Origin of the sequence: Cellulomonas sp. SLBN-39 (genome assembly GCF_006715865.1) — a bacterium.
Taxonomy (GTDB): Bacteria; Actinomycetota; Actinomycetes; order Actinomycetales; family Cellulomonadaceae; genus Cellulomonas.
The window spans coordinates 3,399,209-3,417,817 of the sequence record NZ_VFOA01000001.1 but is presented as its reverse complement, the minus strand read 5'-3'; the positions used below and the strand labels follow the sequence as shown (position 1 = coordinate 3,417,817).

General features: G+C 75.6%; 20 protein-coding genes. 1 reads left to right on the top strand and 19 read right to left on the bottom strand.

The features are described from left to right. Window positions 1-93: 93 nt before the first annotated feature. From lgt to FBY24_RS15540, 13 genes are all read right to left on the bottom strand, one after another. Window positions 94-972: a prolipoprotein diacylglyceryl transferase gene (gene lgt / locus FBY24_RS15600; protein WP_142161978.1), complete on the bottom strand. Its 879-nt coding sequence runs from the start codon at window positions 970-972 to the stop codon at window positions 94-96. Then, complete coding sequence (trpA, locus tag FBY24_RS15595; RefSeq protein WP_142161976.1) at window positions 969-1,805, bottom strand: tryptophan synthase subunit alpha; 837 nt, start codon at window positions 1,803-1,805, stop codon at window positions 969-971. The genes lgt and trpA overlap by 4 nt, the downstream gene beginning before the upstream one ends. Next, entirely contained in the window at window positions 1,802-3,079 is a 1,278-nt protein-coding gene (gene trpB / locus FBY24_RS15590) for a tryptophan synthase subunit beta (protein ID WP_142163626.1), read from the bottom strand. Before trpB ends, trpA begins: the two co-directional genes overlap by 4 nt. A 38-nt stretch (window positions 3,080-3,117) precedes the next feature. Then, on the bottom strand, window positions 3,118-3,930 hold the full coding sequence (trpC, locus tag FBY24_RS15585; RefSeq protein WP_140458843.1) for an indole-3-glycerol phosphate synthase TrpC: 813 nt from the start codon (window positions 3,928-3,930) through the stop codon (window positions 3,118-3,120). A 148-nt stretch (window positions 3,931-4,078) separates the two neighbouring features. Further along, a complete protein-coding gene (locus tag FBY24_RS15580; RefSeq protein ID WP_142161974.1) occupies window positions 4,079-4,732 on the bottom strand; it encodes a DUF4190 domain-containing protein in 654 nt (217 codons plus the stop codon). A 95-nt stretch (window positions 4,733-4,827) separates the two neighbouring features. Then, entirely contained in the window at window positions 4,828-5,277 is a 450-nt protein-coding gene (locus tag FBY24_RS15575; protein WP_142161972.1) for a DUF2752 domain-containing protein, read from the bottom strand. Between the two features lie 2 nt (window positions 5,278-5,279). Then, window positions 5,280-5,816 carry a DUF4190 domain-containing protein gene (locus FBY24_RS15570; protein ID WP_142161971.1) on the bottom strand — a complete coding sequence of 179 codons (537 nt, stop codon included), beginning with the start codon at window positions 5,814-5,816 and terminating at the stop codon, window positions 5,280-5,282. 72 nt (window positions 5,817-5,888) lie between these two features. After that, complete coding sequence (locus FBY24_RS15565) at window positions 5,889-6,194, bottom strand: HGxxPAAW family protein (RefSeq protein ID WP_142161969.1); 306 nt, start codon at window positions 6,192-6,194, stop codon at window positions 5,889-5,891. A gap of 126 nt (window positions 6,195-6,320) precedes the next feature. After that, complete coding sequence (locus tag FBY24_RS15560; RefSeq protein WP_142161967.1) at window positions 6,321-6,929, bottom strand: Trp biosynthesis-associated membrane protein; 609 nt, start codon at window positions 6,927-6,929, stop codon at window positions 6,321-6,323. Continuing rightward, window positions 6,926-8,533, bottom strand: coding sequence for an anthranilate synthase component I (locus FBY24_RS15555; protein ID WP_142161965.1), 1,608 nt, complete (start codon window positions 8,531-8,533; stop codon window positions 6,926-6,928). Before FBY24_RS15555 ends, FBY24_RS15560 begins: the two co-directional genes overlap by 4 nt. Then, entirely contained in the window at window positions 8,530-9,000 is a 471-nt protein-coding gene (hisI, locus tag FBY24_RS15550; RefSeq protein WP_370511000.1) for a phosphoribosyl-AMP cyclohydrolase, read from the bottom strand. The genes FBY24_RS15555 and hisI overlap by 4 nt, the downstream gene beginning before the upstream one ends. Window positions 9,001-9,041: 41 nt before the next feature. Then, window positions 9,042-10,868, bottom strand: a complete 1,827-nt coding sequence (locus tag FBY24_RS15545) for an ABC transporter ATP-binding protein (protein WP_142161963.1) — start codon at window positions 10,866-10,868, stop codon at window positions 9,042-9,044. After that, window positions 10,865-12,808, bottom strand: a complete 1,944-nt coding sequence (locus tag FBY24_RS15540) for an ABC transporter ATP-binding protein (protein ID WP_255432433.1) — start codon at window positions 12,806-12,808, stop codon at window positions 10,865-10,867. The genes FBY24_RS15545 and FBY24_RS15540 overlap by 4 nt, the downstream gene beginning before the upstream one ends. 127 nt (window positions 12,809-12,935) lie before the next feature. Between FBY24_RS15540 and FBY24_RS15535 the strand changes: the two genes are divergently transcribed. Continuing rightward, a complete protein-coding gene (locus FBY24_RS15535; RefSeq protein WP_142161959.1) occupies window positions 12,936-13,583 on the top strand; it encodes a TIGR03085 family metal-binding protein in 648 nt (215 codons plus the stop codon). 86 nt (window positions 13,584-13,669) lie between these two features. Here FBY24_RS15535 and hisF read toward each other — a convergent pair whose 3' ends face one another. The 6 genes from hisF to FBY24_RS15505 form a co-directional block, all read right to left on the bottom strand. Next, window positions 13,670-14,440: an imidazole glycerol phosphate synthase subunit HisF gene (gene hisF, locus FBY24_RS15530; RefSeq protein ID WP_142161957.1), complete on the bottom strand. Its 771-nt coding sequence runs from the start codon at window positions 14,438-14,440 to the stop codon at window positions 13,670-13,672. Further along, window positions 14,437-15,318, bottom strand: coding sequence for an FKBP-type peptidyl-prolyl cis-trans isomerase (locus FBY24_RS15525; protein WP_255432432.1), 882 nt, complete (start codon window positions 15,316-15,318; stop codon window positions 14,437-14,439). The genes hisF and FBY24_RS15525 overlap by 4 nt, the downstream gene beginning before the upstream one ends. Before the next feature lie 91 nt (window positions 15,319-15,409). Further along, entirely contained in the window at window positions 15,410-16,771 is a 1,362-nt protein-coding gene (gene pafA / locus FBY24_RS15520) for a Pup--protein ligase (protein ID WP_142161955.1), read from the bottom strand. Between the two features lie 46 nt (window positions 16,772-16,817). Next, window positions 16,818-17,558, bottom strand: coding sequence for a proteasome subunit alpha (gene prcA, locus FBY24_RS15515; RefSeq protein ID WP_142161953.1), 741 nt, complete (start codon window positions 17,556-17,558; stop codon window positions 16,818-16,820). Continuing rightward, window positions 17,555-18,406 (bottom strand): proteasome subunit beta, encoded by an 852-nt coding sequence (prcB, locus tag FBY24_RS15510; protein ID WP_174243506.1) that lies wholly within the window; start codon window positions 18,404-18,406, stop codon window positions 17,555-17,557. The genes prcA and prcB overlap by 4 nt, the downstream gene beginning before the upstream one ends. After that, entirely contained in the window at window positions 18,403-18,597 is a 195-nt protein-coding gene (locus FBY24_RS15505) for a ubiquitin-like protein Pup (protein WP_140458828.1), read from the bottom strand. Before FBY24_RS15505 ends, prcB begins: the two co-directional genes overlap by 4 nt. Window positions 18,598-18,609: the final 12 nt, after the last annotated feature.

Below are 18,609 nucleotides of genomic sequence, written 5' to 3'. Positions count from 1 at the left end.
GACGCCATCGGCCCTTGGAGAGGCGACGATACCGCCCGGTGTCCGGGACTCCGCACCGCCGCGGATCAGGTCGGTGCGTCCGGTCCGGCCGGATCAGCGGCTCGGCTCGGAGGCCTCCGCCTCGTCGTCCTGCGTCGAGGGGGGTGCCAGCAGGACGGTCGTCTCACGTCCGGGGTTGCGACGTCCGACCACGACGAACGCTACCAGCGCTCCGAGGCCCACGATGAGGGACGTCCAGACGTTGAGTCGCAGGCCCAGGACGGTCTCCGCGGGGTCGATGCGCAGCAGCTCGATCCACAGGCGCCCGACCGTGTAGGTCATCACGTACAGCCAGAACACACGGCCGTGACCGAGCCGGAACCGGCGGTCCAACCACACGATCAACGCGGCCGCCGCGAGGTTCCAGAGCATCTCGTACAGGAACGTCGGGTGGAACAGCGTGCCGGGGTCGTAGCCGGCCGGCAGGTGCGCGTCGTCGATGCGCAGACCCCACGGCAACGTCGTCGGCGCCCCGAACAGCTCCTGGTTGAACCAGTTGCCGAGGCGTCCGACCGCCTGCGCGACGAGCAGGGCCGGGGCGACGGAGTCGGCGAACGACGCGAACCGCACGCCCGCGCGCCGGCAGCCGATCCAGGCGCCGACCGCACCGAGGGCGACCGCACCCCAGATGCCGAGCCCGCCCTCCCAGATCGCGAACGCCTTCCACGGGTCGCCACCCGGGCCGAAGTACGCGTCCGGCGAGGACACGACGTGGTAGAGCCGCCCGCCGACGATGCCGAACGGGACCGCCCAGAAGACGATGTCCAGCACCGTCTCGGGGTCGCCCCCGCGCTCCTTCCAGCGCCGCTGCGTGATGACCACGGCGACGACGATGCCCAGGAGGATCGCGATCGCGTACGCGCGCACCGGGAACGGCCCGAGGTGCCACACGGACTGCGACGGGCTGGGGATCTCGGCCAGGAGCGCGTTCACCGCTCGCTCCGCCGGGCGCCACGCACACCGGCCGCCAGGCCGGCCGCGGCCGCGGCCAGCGCGTCGAGGCCCGCCGTCGGCGTCGCGGCCTCCATCAGCGGGCGGACCAGCGCGGAACCGACGATCACGCCGTCGGCGTACGCGGCGACCTGCGCGGCCTGCTCGGGCGTCGAGACGCCGAGGCCGACGCACACCCGCCGCGCACCGGCGGCGCGGGTGTCCGCCACGAGCTGCTCGGCCCGTGAGCCGACCGTCGCCCGCTCGCCGGTCACACCCATCGTCGAGGCGGCGTAGACGAACCCGCGGCTCGCGGCCGTGGTGGTGACCAGCCGCTCGGGCGTCGAGCTCGGTGCGACGAGGAACACCCGGTCCAGGCCGTGGGCGTCCGACGCGGTGACCCACTCCCCCGCCTCGTCGGGCACGAGGTCCGGGGTGATCAGGCCCGCGCCCCCGGCGGCCGCCAGGTCGCGCGCGAAGGCCTCGACCCCGTAGCGGAGCACCAGGTTCCAGTACGTCATGACCAGCACCGGGGCCCCGGCGTCCGCGACCTGCTCGACGGCGACCAGCGTGTCGCGCACGCGGGTGCCGCCCTGCAGCGCCACGTCCACGGCGTGCTGGATGAGCGGTCCGTCCATCACCGGGTCGGAGTACGGCATGCCGAGCTCGACGACGTCGACACCGGCCTCGACCATGGTCCGGACGGCCTCGACCGAGCCGGGAACCGTCGGGAAGCCGACGGGCAGGTACCCCACGAGCGCGGCGCGGGGCTGCTCGCCGGACGCCAGGGCGTCCAGCCGGTCCCCGGTCACCGAGCGCACGTCCGTCACGCTCACAGCTGCTCCCCCTCGTCGGCCTTGACGACCGGCTCGTCCTCGATGAGCCCGAACCAGGCCGCAGCGGTCGCCACGTCCTTGTCGCCGCGCCCCGACAGGTTGACCAGCAGGACCGGCTCGCGGTCCCGCACGCCCCACGACGCGATCTGCGGACCGAGCCGGATCGCACCGGCCAGCGCGTGCGCGGACTCGATGGCGGGGATGATGCCCTCGGTGCGGCACAGCAGGCGGAACGCCTCCATGGCCTCCTCGTCGGTCACGGGCAGGTACTCCGCGCGGCCGATCTCGTGCAGCCACGCGTGCTCGGGGCCGACGCTCGGGTAGTCCAGGCCTGCCGAGACCGAGTGGCTGGGCAGCGTCTGCCCGTCCTCGTCCTGGAGCAGGAAGCTGCGCGCACCCTGCAGCACGCCCGGCGAGCCGCCGGAGAACCGTGCGGCGTGCCGCCCGGAGCCCACGCCCTCGCCGCCGGCCTCGAACCCGAACAGGCGCACCTGCGGGTCGTCGAGGAACGCGTTGAAGATGCCCATGGCGTTCGAGCCGCCGCCGACGCACGCCGCGACCGCGTCGGGCAGCAGCCCCGTCTCGGCGAGCAGCTGCTCGCGCGCCTCGGCACCGATGACCTTGTGGAAGTCACGCACCATCTCGGGGAACGGGTGCGGCCCGGTGACCGTGCCCAGCAGGTAGTGCGTGCTCTCGACGTTCGCGACCCAGTCGCGCAGCGCCTCGTTGATCGCGTCCTTCAGCGTCCGCGACCCGATGGTGACGGGGACGACCTCGGCGCCGAGCAGGCGCATGCGGGCGACGTTGAGCGCCTGGCGGCGCGTGTCCTCCTCGCCCATGTACACCGTGCACTCGAGGTCGAGCAGCGCCGCGGCCGTGGCCGTGGCCACGCCGTGCTGGCCGGCGCCGGTCTCGGCGATGACCCGGCGCTTGCCCATCCTCTTGACCAGCAGGGCCTGGCCCAGGACGTTGTTGATCTTGTGCGAGCCGGTGTGGTTGAGGTCCTCGCGCTTGAGGAACACCCGCACCCCCTCGCCCACGTGCCGCGCGAACCGCGGCACCTCCGTCAGGGGGCTCGGGCGGCCCGTGTACGTGCGGTGCAGGCGCTCGAGCTCGTCGGCGAACGTCGGGTCGGCGAGCGCCTTGTGGTACGCCGTCTCGAGCTCGTCGAGCGCGGCGACGAGCGCCTCCGGCACGAACCGTCCGCCGAAGTCCCCGAAGTACGGGCCCTCGTGCGCACCGAGCACCCCGCCCCCGCGCAGCACGTCGCGCATCCGCAGCGTGCCCGCCGCGCGCCCGACCTCCGCGGCCGTCACTGGCGCACCGCCCGCAGCGAGGGGTGCGCACCGGCGGCGACCAGGTCGGCGACCGAGCGTCGGGGCGCGTCGTCGGTGACGAGCGCCTCGCCCACGAGCACGACGTCAGCGCCGGCCCGGGCGTAGTCCATGACGTCGAGCGGCCCGCGGACACCGGACTCGGCGACCTTGACCACGTCCGACGGGATCGACGGCGCCACGCGGGCGAAGGTGCCGCGGTCGACGTCGAGCGTCTTCAGGTCGCGGGCGTTGACACCGATGACCTGGGCACCGGCGTCGACGGCCCGCGCGACCTCCTCGGTGTCGTGCACCTCGACCAGCGCAGTCATCCCGAGGGAGTGCACGCGCTCGACGAGCGACTCCAGCACGGTCTGCTCCAGCGCCGCCACGATGAGCAGGACGAGGTCGGCGCCGTGGGCGCGGGCCTCCCACACCTGGTACGGGGAGACCACGAAGTCCTTGCGCAGGACGGGGATCTCGACCCGCGCACGGACGGCGTCGAGGTCGTCGAGCGAGCCGTTGAACCGGCGCTGCTCGGTGAGGACCGAGATCGCCACCGCGCCGCCCTTCTCGTACTCCGCGGCCAGGGCGGCGGGGTCGCTGATCGCGGCGAGCGCGCCCTTGCTCGGGCTGGACCGCTTGACCTCCGCGATCACGGTGACGGCGTCCGCGGCCTTGAGGCGGGACACGCAGTGCACGGCGGACTCCCGGCGGGTCGCCCGCTCCTTGAGCGTGGCCAACGGGGTCGCCTCCTCCCGGAGCGCGAGGTCCTCACGGACCCCCGCGACGATGTCGTCCAGAACGGTCATCGACGGCTCATCCCCTTCGCCCGGTCGGTGCGGCGCGGCGGTTCGCCCCGGTTCCCCCTGTCCGGGCGCCACCGGGTCATCGTAGACGCGACCTGCGGTGCCCCCGTCCACGGCCCGGACCATGGACGGGGGCGTCACGCCGGACGCGTCAGTACGAGGAGGTCCCCTCGACCGCCACGCCGATCACGACGAGCGCGATGAAGCCGACGACGGCCAGGACGGTGAGGGCGACGGAGACCCAGCCGAGGACGATGCCCGCCGTGGCCATGCCGCCGTTGTTGGCCTCGCCGGCCTCGACGGCCCGCTTGGCCTTGTTGCCGAGGATGATCGCGGGGATGCCGGTGAGGAGCAGGCAGCCCAGCACGAATCCGGCCAGGCCCAGGACCAGCGACCAGACCGCCAGGTCGTTGCGGGGGTACGCCTGCACGTAGCCGCCGCCGGCGTACGGCGGAGCACCCGTGTAGGCCGGGGCGCCCTGCGGGGCCGAGCCGTACGCGGGCGCCGCGCCGTAGGCCGGGGCCGACCCGTACGCGGGCGCGGTGCCGTACGGCGAGGCGGGGGCCTGCGGCGCGGCCGGCGCCGGGGCAGCGGCGGGCGCGCCGTACGGGGCGGTCGGCGCCGGGGGCGGCGGCACGGCCGGCGTCCCCGCGGCACCGGTCTCGGGCGCCGAGCCGGGCGCGGGGGTGGCGGTCGGCTCGGGGGTGGCAGGCGTCGTGCCCGAGGCACCCACCCAGGGCGCCTCCTGGCCGTAGGGCGCGGGGGTGCCCTCGTTGCTGGGCACGGGCTCGGTCGGCTGGGTCACGGTGTCCTCCTCGGACGGGTGGGTCGGGGTCGACGCCCGGTGGGGGCGCCGCGGGTCGCGGGGCCGGCGGGTGGCCGCCTGCGCGGTCGGTCGGGTCAGACGGGTGCGAGGTACGGGACGAGGGCGGGGACGTTGCGCAGGACCGCGAACCCCACGACCACCGCGAGGAGCACCCACGGCAGCCAGCGGGGCGCGGCGGGCACCGGACGGCCCCGGGCCGCGAGCGCGAGCCAGCGCACCCACGCGGCCAGCAGCAGGGGGACGACCAGCACCCACAGCGGGTTGGCCTGCCAGGCCCCGACGAGGTCGAGGTGGGCCAGGTCGTGCGTGGCCCGCAGGCCGCCGCAGCCGGGGCACCACACGCCGAGCAGGAGCACCGACGGGCAGATGCCGTAACTGAACGGCTCGTAGGGCGAGCGCACCGCCACCAGGACGACGGCGGCCGCGGCGGCCCCGCCGAGGAGCAGCGGCAGCCGCGTGCGCGCCCACGGTCCGCCGCCGTCGTTCGCGACGGACGGGGTCGCGGGTGCGCTCGTCGCGTCCATGGTCAGGGCTGCGGCACCTGGCCCTGCTCGGCGAGCGAGGTCACGTAGTCGATGTAGCCGTCGAGGCCACCGAACTGCGCCATCGCGAGACCGAAGCTCACGATCATGTAGAGGCTCGCGAGCACACCGACGACGCCGAGGATCAGACCGGCCAGACCCATGCCACCGTTCGTGGCCAGGCCCTGGGCGGTCGCCCGACGCGCCTTGACACCGAGCACGATCGCCACAGCGCCCAGCGGCAGGCCGAGGGCCAGGCAGCACAGCACGACCGAGGCGATGCCGAGCACGAGCGACCAGACGCCGAGCCCGTTCTTCGTCGGGGCGACCCCGTACCCGGCGGCCGGGGAGCCCGGCACCGCGGGGGCGGCGGGGTAGTACGGCTGCTGCGGGCCGGCGACCGGCGGTGCCGCCGGCGTCGGCTCCGGACCGGTCCCGGCGGGGTACGGCGTCCCGGTCGGCGGGACGCCGGTCGCGGGCGTCCCGGAGGTCGGGCCGTCCGGCTGCTGGTACGGGTCGCGGGGCTCCTGCGGGGTCGACATGCGGTCCTCTCGGGGTGCGGTCGGCGCTCGCTGCGCGCGAGCCCGTCGGTGGGCGTCAGGCCCCGGTGGGCGTCAGTGCCCGCCGCGCCGGGCCTGGCGGGCGAGCGTGGCCGCGCCGCCCTGGCCGTGGCCGAGGACCTGCAGCACCTTGCCGAGGACCATGCCCCCGACGGTGACGGCGGCGCCGACCCAGGCCAGCCACACGAGCGCGAAGGCGACGCCGAGCGCGGCGACGACGAAGCCCGCCACGACCGTCCAGGTGGTCACCCACGCCGCGAGGGTGCGGCCGTGGTTGGTCGGCGGGGCGCTCGGGGGCAGGTGGACCGTCTCGGTGCGGGTCACGTGCTGGGCGCGGTGGGCGAGGGAGTGGTCGCTCATCAGAGATGGTCCTTCGTGCTCGGTCCTGGCGGCCACCCTATCCGAGTCCCGGTGCCGTCGCGCCCGCCGCCCGGGGCCTGGCCAGGTGGGACGCGGCAGCGCCCGGCGCGGGCGCCTGCCGGTGGCTCAGGCCGGACGGTCGCCCCGGCTCGGGTCGTCGCCGCGGCTCAGCGCGTCCCAGTCGTCGCGCTCGTCGGGCGCCCGCCCCGCGGGTCGCGGGCCGCCGGCGGCGGGTGCCTCGTGCCGGGTCGAGGCCGGCAGCCAGGCGGCGGACGCCCGGGCGAGCCCGCCGGCCAGCAGCACGAGGCCCGCCCCGACGCCCGCCGCGACGACGGGCCAGGCGGTGACCTCGGCCTGCGGGGCCGCGGGCACCACGCCCGTCGCCTCGGCCACGGCGGCCGCCGCCGGACCCGCCGGGTCCGCCAGCACGGTGCCGGCGGCGGCTGCCACCAGCAGCCCGGCCAGCACCACCACGCCGACGACGACCCAGCGGCCGATCCGCCCCACGAGTGCGAGAGCGCCCGCGCAGGCGAGCAGGACCAGGGCGCCCGCGACGGTGCCGGGGGCCGCCACGGCGCCGCGGACCGCGAGCGCGACGTCCCCGTCGACCGGGGTGCCGGCCGTCGCCAGCACCCAGGTCGGGAGCGCGAGCGCTCCGACGACCCCTGCCGCGGCCAGCACGGCGACGACCCACCGGCCGCGGCCCGGCCGGTGCGGCGCCGGGGCGGTCGTCACGCGTCCCGGCGCAGCCGCGCCGCGACCTGCACCGCGCGCACCGCCGCGGCGGCCTTGTTGCGCGACTCCGCGTACTCCAGCGCGGGCACGGAGTCCGCGACGATCCCGCCGCCCGCCTGGACGCTCGCCCGCCCGTCCCGCAGCAGGGCGGTACGGATCGCGATCGCCATGTCCATGTCGCCGGCGAAGTCGAAGTACCCGACCGTGCCGCCGTACACGCCGCGGCGGGCCGGCTCGATCTCGTCGATCAGCGCGATGGCCCGGGGCTTGGGCGCCCCGGACAGGGTGCCCGCGGGGAAGGTCGCGACGAGCGTCTGCAGCGCGGTCGACCCGGCCCGCAGCCGGCCGACGACGGTGGAGCAGATGTGCATGATGTGCGAGAAGCGGCGCACGGCCATGAACTCCACGACCTCGACGCTCGTCGGCTCGCAGACCTTGGCCAGGTCGTTGCGCGAGAGGTCGACGAGCATGATGTGCTCCGCCCGCTCCTTGGGGTCGGCGAGCACCTCGTCCTGCAGCGCGCGGTCCTCCTCCGGGGTGGCCCCGCGCGGGCGGGACCCCGCGATGGGGAACGTCGTGACGTGCCCGTCGGTGACCTTGACGAGCGTCTCCGGGCTCGAGCCGACGACCGCGAAGTCCTGCCCGTCGGCGTCCTGGAGCGCGAGCAGGTACATGTACGGGCTCGGGTTGATGGTGCGCAGCACGCGGTACACGTCCAGCGGCGGTGCCGGGCAGTCCAGGTCCAGGCGCTGGGACAGCACCACCTGGAACACCTCGCCGTCGCGGATGGCCTCCTGCCCGCGGCGCACCGCGGACTCGAAGTCCTCGCGGGTGGTGCGGAACTCCAGCTCCGGCTCCGGCAGCGTCGGGTCCAGCACGGACGTGGCCGGGGGTGCGGGGGTGCGCAGCGCCGCCTGCATGGCGTCGAGCCGGGCGACCGCGTCGGCGTGCGCCTCGTCGACCCGCTCGTCGGTCGCGTCGAAGTTGATGGCGTTGGCCACGAGCCACACCGAGCCGTCGCCGTGGTCGACCGCGGCGAGGTCGGTCGCCAGCAGCAGCGCGACCTCGGGCACCCCCAGCTCGTCCGGGGCGACCGCGGGCAGGGTCGGCTCCCAGTGCCGCACGACGTCCCAGCCGAGCACACCCACGAGCCCGCCGGTGAGCGGGGGCAGGCCCGGGACGGCGGGCGTGGCGAGCACGTCGAGCGTCCGGCCGAGCACGTCGAGGACGTCGCCGGAGGTGGGCACGCCCACCGGCACGTCGCCGGACCACTGCGCCCGCCCGTCGCGGACGCTCAGGCTCGCGCGCGAGCGTACGCCGACGAACGACCAGCGGCCCCAGGAGCCGTCGGACTCGGCGGACTCCAGCACGAACGTGCCGGGGCGGCCGTCGGCGAGCGTGCGGTACAGGCCGACGGGCGTGACGTCGTCGGCGAGCAGGCGACGCACGACGGGCACGACGCGGCGGTCGGCGGCCAGCGTGCGGAAGTCCTCGAGCACGGGCCACGTCGCACCCCACGCGAGCCCGGCGGGCGTGGCGACGGGCGCGGCCGGGGCCGTGGGGTCCGTCGGGGAGGGTGCGGCGTGGACGGAGGGGACGCTCACCGGGTCGCTCCTGCGGGGTCGCGGTCGGACGGGGTCGGGTCGGACGGGGTCGGCTCGGCGGCGGGGCGCGACCCCACCACCGCGGGCAGGGTGCCGCCGGCCTCGAAGCACGTGCGGGTCCCGGTGTGGCAGGCGACGCCGACCTGGTCCACCTGGACGAGCAGCGCGTCGCCGTCGCAGTCGAGCGCGACGTGCTTGACGTGCTGGGCGTGCCCCGAGGTGTCGCCCTTGCGCCAGTACTCCTGGCGCGAGCGGCTCCAGAACGTGACCCGCCCGCTGGTCAGGGTGCGGCGCAGGGCCTCGTCGTCCATCCAGCCGACCATGAGGACCTCACGGGTGTCGTGCTGCTGGACGACCGCGGCCACCAGGCCGGCGTCGTCACGGCGCAGGCGCGCGGCGACGGCGGGGTCGAGCGACGGGGCGGGGTCGGACGGCACGGCGGTCGGGGCGGGGTCGGCGGTGGGCACGCGACGATCCTGCCACGCGGACCGCCGCCGTCCGGCCGGGGTCAGCGCGTCTGCGCGACCCAGGCGGCGTGCATGCCCGCGTAGTGCCCGCCGGCGTCCACCAGCTCGTGGTGGGTGCCGACCTCGACGACCTGCCCGGCGTGCACCACGACGACGAGGTCCGCGGCCTCGGCCGTCGAGAGCCGGTGCGCGATCGTGATGGTCGTCCGCCCGCGGGCGAGCTCGCGCAGCGCCCGGGCGATGCGGACCTCGTTGACGGGGTCGACCGCCGACGTCGCCTCGTCGAGGAGCAGCAGGTCGCCGTCCGCGAGCCGGGCGCGCGCCAGCGCCACGAGCTGCCGCTCCCCCGCCGAGAGCAGCTCCCCGCGCTGGCCGACAGGTGTGCCCAGACCCAGGGGCAGCTCGGCGACCCAGGCGTCGAGCCCGAGCTCGGCCACCACGTCGCGCACCGCGACGTCGACGTCCCCGCCGTGGTCGTCGCGCAGCCCGTAGGCCACGTTCTGCGCGACCGTGCCGTCGAGCAGGAAGCCCTCCTGCGGGACGAGCACCACCCGGCGCCGCAGGTCCGCGCCGCGCACGCGCGTGAGGTCCACGCCGTCGAGGCGCACCACGCCCGTGGTGGGGTCCATGAACCGGGCGACGAGCTTGGCGATCGTCGTCTTGCCCGAGCCGGTGGCCCCGACGACGGCGACGGACGCCCCGGCGGGCACGTCGAGGTCGACGTCGCGCAGCACGGGCGGCCCGCCGGGGTAGGCGTAGCCGACCCCGTGGAACGAGACCGACGCCGGTCCGCGCGGGCTCGGCACACCCCCGTCCTCGGGGTCGTGCACGTCGACGGGGGTCTCGAGCACGCCGAGCACGCGACGCCACCCGGCGACCGCGTTCTGCAGCTCGTTGAGGATCTCGGTGGCCATCTGCACGGGCCCGGTGAACAGCTGCACGAGGAACAGGAACGCCAGGACGCGCCCGACGCTGAGGTCGCCCGCGACGCCGAGCCACGTGCCGGCCACGACGACGACGGCCAGGACGAGGTTCGCGACGAGCACGCCCGAGGAGAAGGCGACCGAGACGAGGTTCTGCGCGCGCACCATCGCCCGGCGGGTGCCGTCGACGGCGGCGTCGATGCGTCGCTGGGTGCGCTCCGCGACGCCGTACGCGCGGATCGTCTCCGCGCCGACGACCGCCTCCGACACCGCACCCAGCATGGCGCCGTACCGCTCGCGGACGGCCCCGTACCGGCGGTTCACCCCGCGCTGCATGCGCGGCAGGACCAGGGCGAGCGGCACGAAGCACGCCCACACCAGCAGCGTCAGCTGCCACGAGTAGACGGCCATCAGGACGGTGGCGACGCCGATCTGCAGCACCGAGACGAGCAGCATGATGCCGCCCCACTGCACGAACATCGAGATCGTGTCGACGTCAGACGTGACGCGCGAGACCAGCGACCCGCGCCGCTCCGTGCTCTGCGTGAGCACCGACAGGTCGTGCACGTGCCGGAACGCCCGGGTGCGCAGCGTCAGCAGCCCGGACTCGCTGGACCGGAACAGCCGCACGTTCACCGCCGCGGAGCACGCCGCGCCGAGCAGCAGGCCCACGGCCGCCAGCCCGACGAACGCCGCGACGCGTGCGGTGTCGACGCCGCCACCGGCGAGGATGCCGCTGTCGACGGTCTGCTGGACCGCGATCGGCACCAGCACGCGGGCCGTGGCGGCGAGCACGGCCAGCCCGAGGGTCACGACCGCGCCGTCGAGCAGCTCGGGCGAGACCTGCACCCCGCGGCGCAGCGTCGCCATGACGCCGAGGTCGCTGGTCGCGGACATCCGTCCGCTCTCGCCCCGCTGGGCCGCCGTCGGTCCGGTCCCGCTCATCGTCGCTCCCCCGCCGCCTCGTCGGTCCTGCGCCCCCCGGCCCCCGGGGGCGGGTCGGCGTCCGCGTCGACCGCGTCGGCGTCCGCACGCTCCCGCGCGCGGCGGGCCGTCTCCTCCTCGTACGCGGTCGCCAGGTCGCGGTAGCCGGGGTCGCGGGCCAGCAGCTCGGCGTGCGTCCCGCGGTCGACCACGCGACCACCCTCGAGGTGCACGACCTCGTCCGCGAGCAGGACGGAGGACATCCGGTACGCGACGAGCAGCACGGTCGGGTCGCCGCCCGCGCCGGCGCCGTCGTCGTCACGGCGCAGCCCCGTGAGGATGGCCCGCTCGATGCGCGGGTCCACGGCCGACGTCGCGTCGTCGAGGACGAGCACGCGGGGCCGGCGGACCAGGGCGCGGGCCAGGGCGAGGCGCTGACGCTGCCCGCCGGACAGGTTCGCGCCCCGCTCGCCCAGGGGCGCGTCGAGCCCGCCGGGCAGGGCCCGCACGACGTCCTCGACGTGCGCGGTGCGCAGCGCGTCCCACACCTGGGCGTCCGTGGGGGCCCCGGGGTCACCGGCGTCGGCGAGCGTCACGTTGCCCCGCACCGTGTCCTCGAACACGAACGTGGCCTGGCTGACGAGCGCGACCTGCGCCGCCAGGTCGGCGGCGTCGACGTCGCGCACGTCACGCCCGTCGACCTCGACGACCCCCGCGCTCGGGTCCGCCAGGCGGGCGACCAGCCCCACGAGCGTCGACTTGCCGGAGCCCGTCGGGCCGACGACGGCCACGGTGCGCCCGGCGGGCACGTCGAGCGCGACATCCTCGAGCAGCGTGACCTCGCCCTCGGCCGTGGGGACGCGCACGACGACGTCGCGCATCGTCACCCGCGCGCCGGGAGCGCTCACCGGCAGCGGCACCGCCCCGTCGCGCGGGGCGCCGCCGGCGTCGAGGACCCGGGCGATCCGGTCGTGGCCGACCAGCCCGCGCGGCAGCTCCCCGAGCACCCAGCCGAAGGCGCGCACGGGCACCGCGAGCACCGTGAGCAGGTACGCGGCGGCCACGACGTCGCCCGTGCCGATCGCACCCGCGGACACCCGCAGCGTGCCGACCAGCAGGACGAGCAGGGTGCCGAGGTTGGGCAGCAGGTCGATGACGGGGTCGAACACGGCGCGCACGACCCCGACACGGACGTTCGCGTCCCGCAGCGCCGCGGCCCGCTCCGTGAACCGCGCGCCCTCGCGGTCCTCCGTGCCGAGGGACTTCACGAGGGACGCCGCCTCGAACGACTCGTGCGCGATGTCCGCGACCTCGGCGCGCAGCTGCTGGGCCCGGGTGATGGCCGGGCTCATCCGCCGCTGGAACACCAGGTTCGCCACGACCGCCAGGGGCAGCACCACGAGCGCCGCGAGCGCCAGCCACACGTCGGTGCGCAGCAGGGCGACGGCCGCGACACCGATCATCACCACGACGCCGAGCGCGAAGGGCAGCGGGTTGAACACCCCCGTCGCGGCCTCCACGTCCGAGCCCGCGTTCGACAGCAGCTGGCCGGTGGGGTGGCGCCGGTGCCACGACATCGGCAGCCGCAGGTACTGCCGGGTCACGGCGCGCCGGTGGTCCGCCTGCAGACGGGCCACGCCGACGCCGGCGAGGACACGGCGCAGCGCCACGGCCACCGCGAGGCTCACCGCGACGAGCGCGACCACCGCCCCCGCGAGCCAGATCTGCCCCCGCGCCGACGCCGACCCCGCGATGGCGGGGACGACGACCTGGTCGGTGACCCGGCCCAGCACCTGGCTGACCGCCACGGTCAGCGCACCGAAGGCGGCGGACGCACCGATGGCGCCCGCGTACGTGCCCGGGTGCGCGCGCAGCCCCCGCCACACGAGGGCGACGGAGCGGCGGGCCACGGAGCCGCGCAGCGCCGCAGAGGTGGTCGGTGACGGTGCGCGGGCAGGCACAGGCAGCACTCCTCGGTCGGAGGTCGTGGGTGGGGCAGGCGGTGCCGTCATCCTCTCACGCGGTCCGTCCGCGCCCGGGGGCCGGACCGGCGACGCCGGCGGCCGCGACGTGGCAGCATCGGGGCCCATGACCTGGCACGCGACCGAGCGGGCACGCCTCGCCGAGGCCCTGACCGCCGCCGGACCCGACGCACCGACCCTGTGCGCGGGGTGGCGCACCCGGCACCTCGCCGCGCACCTCGTCGTGCGCGAGCAGGCACCGTCGCTGGGTGCGGGCGTCGTCGTCCCCGTCCTGACGGGCCGGCTCGACGAGGCGATCGACACCCTCGCGGCCGGCGCGCAGGACGCGGACGGGTACGCGGCGCTCGTCGAGCGGTTCGCCACGCCGCCCCCGCGGTGGTCGCCGATGTCCTGGGCGGGCGAGCTGGTCAACGTGACCGAGTACTTCGTGCACGGCGAGGACGTGCGGCGCGGCGCCGGCCCCGTGGCCGCGCGCGCGGTGCCCGACGAGCTGCGCGACCGCCTGTGGTCGCAGCTCGTGGCCGTGGCGCCGCTGCGCCTGGCCCGTCTCGGCGTCGGCGTGGTGCTCGTGCGCCCCGACGGGGTGCGCCGGCGGGTGCGCTCGCCGCGGGCCGGCCACGGCGCGGTCGTGCTGCGCGGCGAGGTCGGCGAGCTCGTCCTGGCCGTGTCGGGCCGGCTGCAGGCCGCCCACGTGCAGGTCGAGGGCGACGCGACGGACGCGGCGCACGTGCGCGAGGCGCTCAGCGGCCCCTGACGAACGGCGCCCGCCACGGCCGTCGCCCCCGACGGCCCGGCGCTCCCTGGCCGCCCGCGTGCCCTGGGCGTCCGGCGCGCGCCGGGTCAGCGGACGACGACCCCCGCGGCGCGCAGCGCGTCCTTGACGGCCCCGACGGTCAGCGTGCCGAAGTGGAAGACGCTCGCGGCGAGCACGGCGTCCGCACCGGCCCGGGCCGCCTCGACGAAGTGCTCGACCGTGCCCGCCCCGCCGGAGGCGATGAGGGGCACGCGGACCTGCGCGCGCACGTCCCGCAGCATCGGCAGGTCGAACCCGGACGTCGTGCCGTCGGCGTCCATCGAGTTCAGCAGGATCTCCCCCGCACCGAGCTCGGCCGCCCGCGCCGCCCAGGCCACGGCGTCGATGCCGGTGCCCCGGCGACCGCCGTGCGTCGTGACCTCGTAGCCCGAGTCGGTCCTGGTGCCCTCGCCCGTGCGGCGGGCGTCCACCGACAGCACGAGCACCTGGCTGCCGAACCGCTCGGCGATCTCGCTGATCAGCTCGGGGCGGGCGATCGCCGCGGTGTTGACGCCCACCTTGTCGGCCCCGGCGCGCAGCAGCCGGTCCACGTCGTCGGGCGAACGGACGCCGCCCCCGACGGTCAGCGGGACGAACACCTCCTCGGCGGTGCGCCGCACGACGTCGTACGTGGTCTCCCGGTCGCCCGAGGACGCCGAGACGTCGAGGAACGTGACCTCGTCGGCGCCCTCGCCGTCGTACCGGCGGGCGAGCTCGACGGGGTCGCCCGCGTCGCGCAGGTGCTGGAAGTTCACGCCCTTGACGACGCGCCCGGCGTCGACGTCCAGGCACGGGATGACACGCAGGGCCAGGGTCATGATCCGCCTCCTGCGGGTGCGCCGGTCGCGAGGATGTCGATGACGAACACCACCGTCTGCCCCGCCAGCTCCTCGGCGTCCGTGACGCCGAGCGGGTAGGACGGCGGCACGACGAGCATCACCTGGGAGCCGGTCGGCTGGTCGACCAGCCCGTCGGCCCAGGCCTGCACGTCCGACAGCAGGAAGGACACCGGCAGGCCGCGGGTCCAGGAGGAGTCGAACTGCTCGCCGGTGTCCCATGCGAAACCCGAGTACTGCACGGTGACGACGTCGCTGGCGCGGACCTGCGCGCCGGTGCCCCGCACCAGGGGCCGCACGAGCAGGTCGGCCGGCGGTTCGGTGCCCGCGGGGGCGAGGGTCGGCTCGCCGTTGCCCGCGAGGGTGACGGTCGGCATGCCCTCGGTGGGCGGGACGGCCTCGCCGACGGCGCGCGTGGGCAGCACGTCGAGGACTGTGACGGTCGGGTAGTCGGCGCCCGAGCCGCCGGGCGCGACCTGCAGCAGGCGTGCGCCGACGTCCTGCCCGCGCAGGGTCTCGTACAGGTCGGTGCCGAGGTCCTCCTCGGTCAGCAGGCGCGGCGTGGGGCTCGTGGAGTAGCTCTCCTTGACGAGCGTCGCGTCGGTGGCGTTCTTGAGCAGGAAGTCGATGAGGACGGGTGCGCCCTCGACGAGGGCGTCGCCCGTGCCGGGCCAGATGGTCTCGCGGTAGGTGTCCGTGACGGCCAGCGGCGTCAGGTACGTGACCGTGGGTGCGACGCCTGGGTCGCCCGTCACCGTCACGTCGGGGTCCGGAGCGGCGACCTCGCCGCAGCCCGCGACCACGAGCGCCACCAGCACACCGAGCACACCCCACCGGCGGGCACCGGTCACACGCGCCACGCCCAGCCCTCCTGTCGACGACCCCGCGCCGCCCCCGGACGGGCGCGGCGCGGCCTCACTGTACGTGCCCGCGGCAGGGGCGGACGTCACGTCACATGGACTCGATCAGCCGGTCCACGCGCTCGTCGACGGCCCGGAACGGGTCCTTGCACAGCACGGTGCGCTGGGCCTGGTCGTTGAGCTTGAGGTGCACCCAGTCGACCGTGTAGTCGCGCCGGGCCTCCTGGGCGGCTCGCACGAAGTCGCCGCGGAGCTTGGCGCGGGTCGTCTGCGGCGGCACGGCGGTGGCCTCGAAGACCTCGAGGTCGGTGGTGACCCGCTCGACGAGGCCCCGGGCCGCCATGAGGTTGTACAACCCCTCGGTGCGGGAGATGTCGTGGTACGCCAGGTCGAGGCGCTGCACGCGCACGTCGCCCAGGTCGAGGCCGTGCTTGGCGCGGTAGCGCTCGATCATGCGGTGCTTGATGACCCAGTCGAGCTCGCGGTCGACCAGGCCCAGGTCGCCCGTGCGCAGCGCGCGCAGCCCGCGCTCCCACAGGTCGAGGACCTGCTTCGTCTCCGGCGACGGGCCCAGCTCCGACCCGACGAAGTCCGTGACGCGGGTCAGGTACTCCTCCTGCAGGTCGACCGCCGTGACCGTGCGCCCCGACGCCAGGGTGACGGGCTGGCTGCCCGTCATGTCGTGGCTGATCTCCCGGATCGCGCGGATGGGGTTCTCCAGCGCCATGTCCCGCATGGGCACCCCGGCCTCGACGAGCCGCAGCAGCAGGTCCGTCGAGGCGACCTTGAGCATCGTCGTGGTCTCCGACATCGACGAGTCGCCCACGATGACGTGCAGGCGGCGGTAGTGCTCGGCGTCGGCGTGCGGCTCGTCGCGGGTGTTGATGATCGGCCGCGAGCGCGTCGTCGCCGACGACACGGCCTCCCAGATGTGGTCCGCGCGCTGCGAGAGGCAGTACACGGCGCCCCGGGGTGTGGCCAGGACCTTGCCCGCGCCGGTGAGCACCTGGCGGGTGATGAGGAACGGCACGAGCACGTCCGACAGGCGGGCGAAGTCCCCCTGGCGGCGCACGAGGTAGTTCTCGTGGCAGCCGTAGGAGTTGCCGGCGGAGTCGGTGTTGTTCTTGAACAGGTGGATGCGCCCGGGCAGACCCTCGTGCTCGAGGCGCTGCTGGGCGTCGGCGACGAGGCCCTCGAGGATCCGCTCCCCGGCACGGTCGTGCGTGACGAGCTGGCGCCAGTCGTCGCACTCGGCGGTCGCGTACTCGGGGTGGGAGCCGACGTCGAGGTACAGCCGCGACCCGTTGCGCAGGAACACGTTCGACGAGCGGCCCCACGCCACGACCTTGCGGAACAGGTACCGGGCGACCTCGTCGGCCGACAGGCCCCGCCCGTCCTGCGCCGCGCAGGTCACGCCGTACTCGGTCTCGAGCCCGAAGATGCGCCGGTCCATGCGCCCTCCCCTTCCGTCGACGGTGCCGTCCTGCCGGGCGGCGCGCTCAGTGCACGGGGCCGTCCGCCGCGGGTGCGGCGTCGACCTCGCCGGACGCCCCGAGGACGTCGTCGAGCAGCGCGCCGGTGAGCCGCCGGAACGTGCGCCGCGGCCGCGTGCGGTCCAGGACCGCGACCTCGAGCTGCGCCGCGCCGAGCGTGCGGGCGTCCTTCTCGTCGGGCGCCGAGCCCAGCACGCGCACGGCCAGGCCGAGCGCCTGCGCCAGCGTCATGCCCGGGCGCCACCCCTCGCCGAGCAGCGTCGCCAGGCGCTCGGCCTGGCCGCCCATCACGACCCAGCCGTGCTCGTCGGTCACCGAGCCGTCGTACGACAGCCGGTAGATCTGGTCGCCCGAGGCGTCCTTGCCCACCTCGACGACGACGAGCTCGACCTCGAGCGGCTTGGACTCGGTCGTGAACACCGTGCCCAGCGTCTGGGCGTAGGCGTTCGCCAGCCCGCGCGCCGTGACGTCGACCCGGTCGTAGGAGTAGCCGCGCAGGTCCGCGTAGCGCACCCCCGCGACCCGCAGGTTCTCGAACTCGTTGTACTTGCCGACCGCCGCGAACGCGATGCGGTCGTAGATCTCGGAGATCTTGTGCAGCGCGCGCGAGGGGTTCTCGGTCGCGAACACCACGCCCTCGTCGTACTGCAGCACCACGACCGACCGGCCGCGGGCGATGCCCTTGCGCGCGTAGTCGGCCCGGTCCTTCATCAGCTGCTCGGGCGAGACGTAGAACGGCATGCTCATCGCGCACCCCCGTCCCGGCGGCGCTCGTCCTCGATCCGGGCCGCGACGTCCGCGAGCTCGTCGTCCGGCACCCGCAGGTAGCCGGCCTCGGTGACCGTCGCGACGACGGGCCAGATGCGCCGGACGCGGTCGGGCCCGCCGGTGGCGGAGTCGTCGTCGGCCGCGTCGACGAGCGCCTCGACCGCGACCCTCACGGCGGCGGCCGCGTCCATGCCCGGCTGCCAGCGCTTCTTCAGCGAGCCGCGGGCGAAGACGGAGCCCGAGCCCACCGCGTGGTGCTCGTGCTCCTCGTACCGGCCGCCGGTGACGTCGTAGGAGAAGATCCGCCCGAGCGAGCGGTCCAGGTCGTACCCGGCGAACAGGGGGACGACGGCCAGCCCCTGCAGCGCGAGGCCGAGGTTGCCCCGGATCATCGTCGCGAGGCGGTTGGCCTTGCCGTCGAGGGAGAGCAGGCTGCCCTCGATCTTCTCGTAGTGCTCCAGCTCGAGCTGGAACAGCCGGACCAGCTCGATGGCGAGCCCGGCGGTGCCGGCGATCCCGACGGCCGAGTAGTCGTCGGCCGGGAAGACCTTCTCGATGTGCCGGCTGGCGATCATCGAGCCCATCGTGGCGCGACGGTCGCCGGCGAGGACGGCGCCGCCGTCGAACGTCGCGGCGACGATGGTCGTGCCGTGCGGGGCCTGGACGCCGGCCCCCGGGCCGTGGCCCGTCACCGCGCGCGCCCCGGGCAGCAGCTCCGGGGCGTACCCGGCGAGGAAGTCCACGAACGACGCCGAGCCGGGCGTCGTGAAGGCGTGCGGCAGCCGGCCCTGGCCCGTGGGGTCCAGCCGGCCGGTCGGGGCGGTCACTGACCACCCTTCTGCACGAACCCGCGCACGAACTGCTCGGCGTTGGACTCCAGGACGTCGTCGATCTCCTCGAGCAGGGCGTCGACCTCGTCGTCGCGGGACTGCGCGCCCGCCGCCGCCGGGGCCGGGACGTCGGGGCCGTCGACCGGCTCGTCGTCCTCGTGGCGCCTGACGTGCTCCTGACCAGCCATGGTGACCTCCGT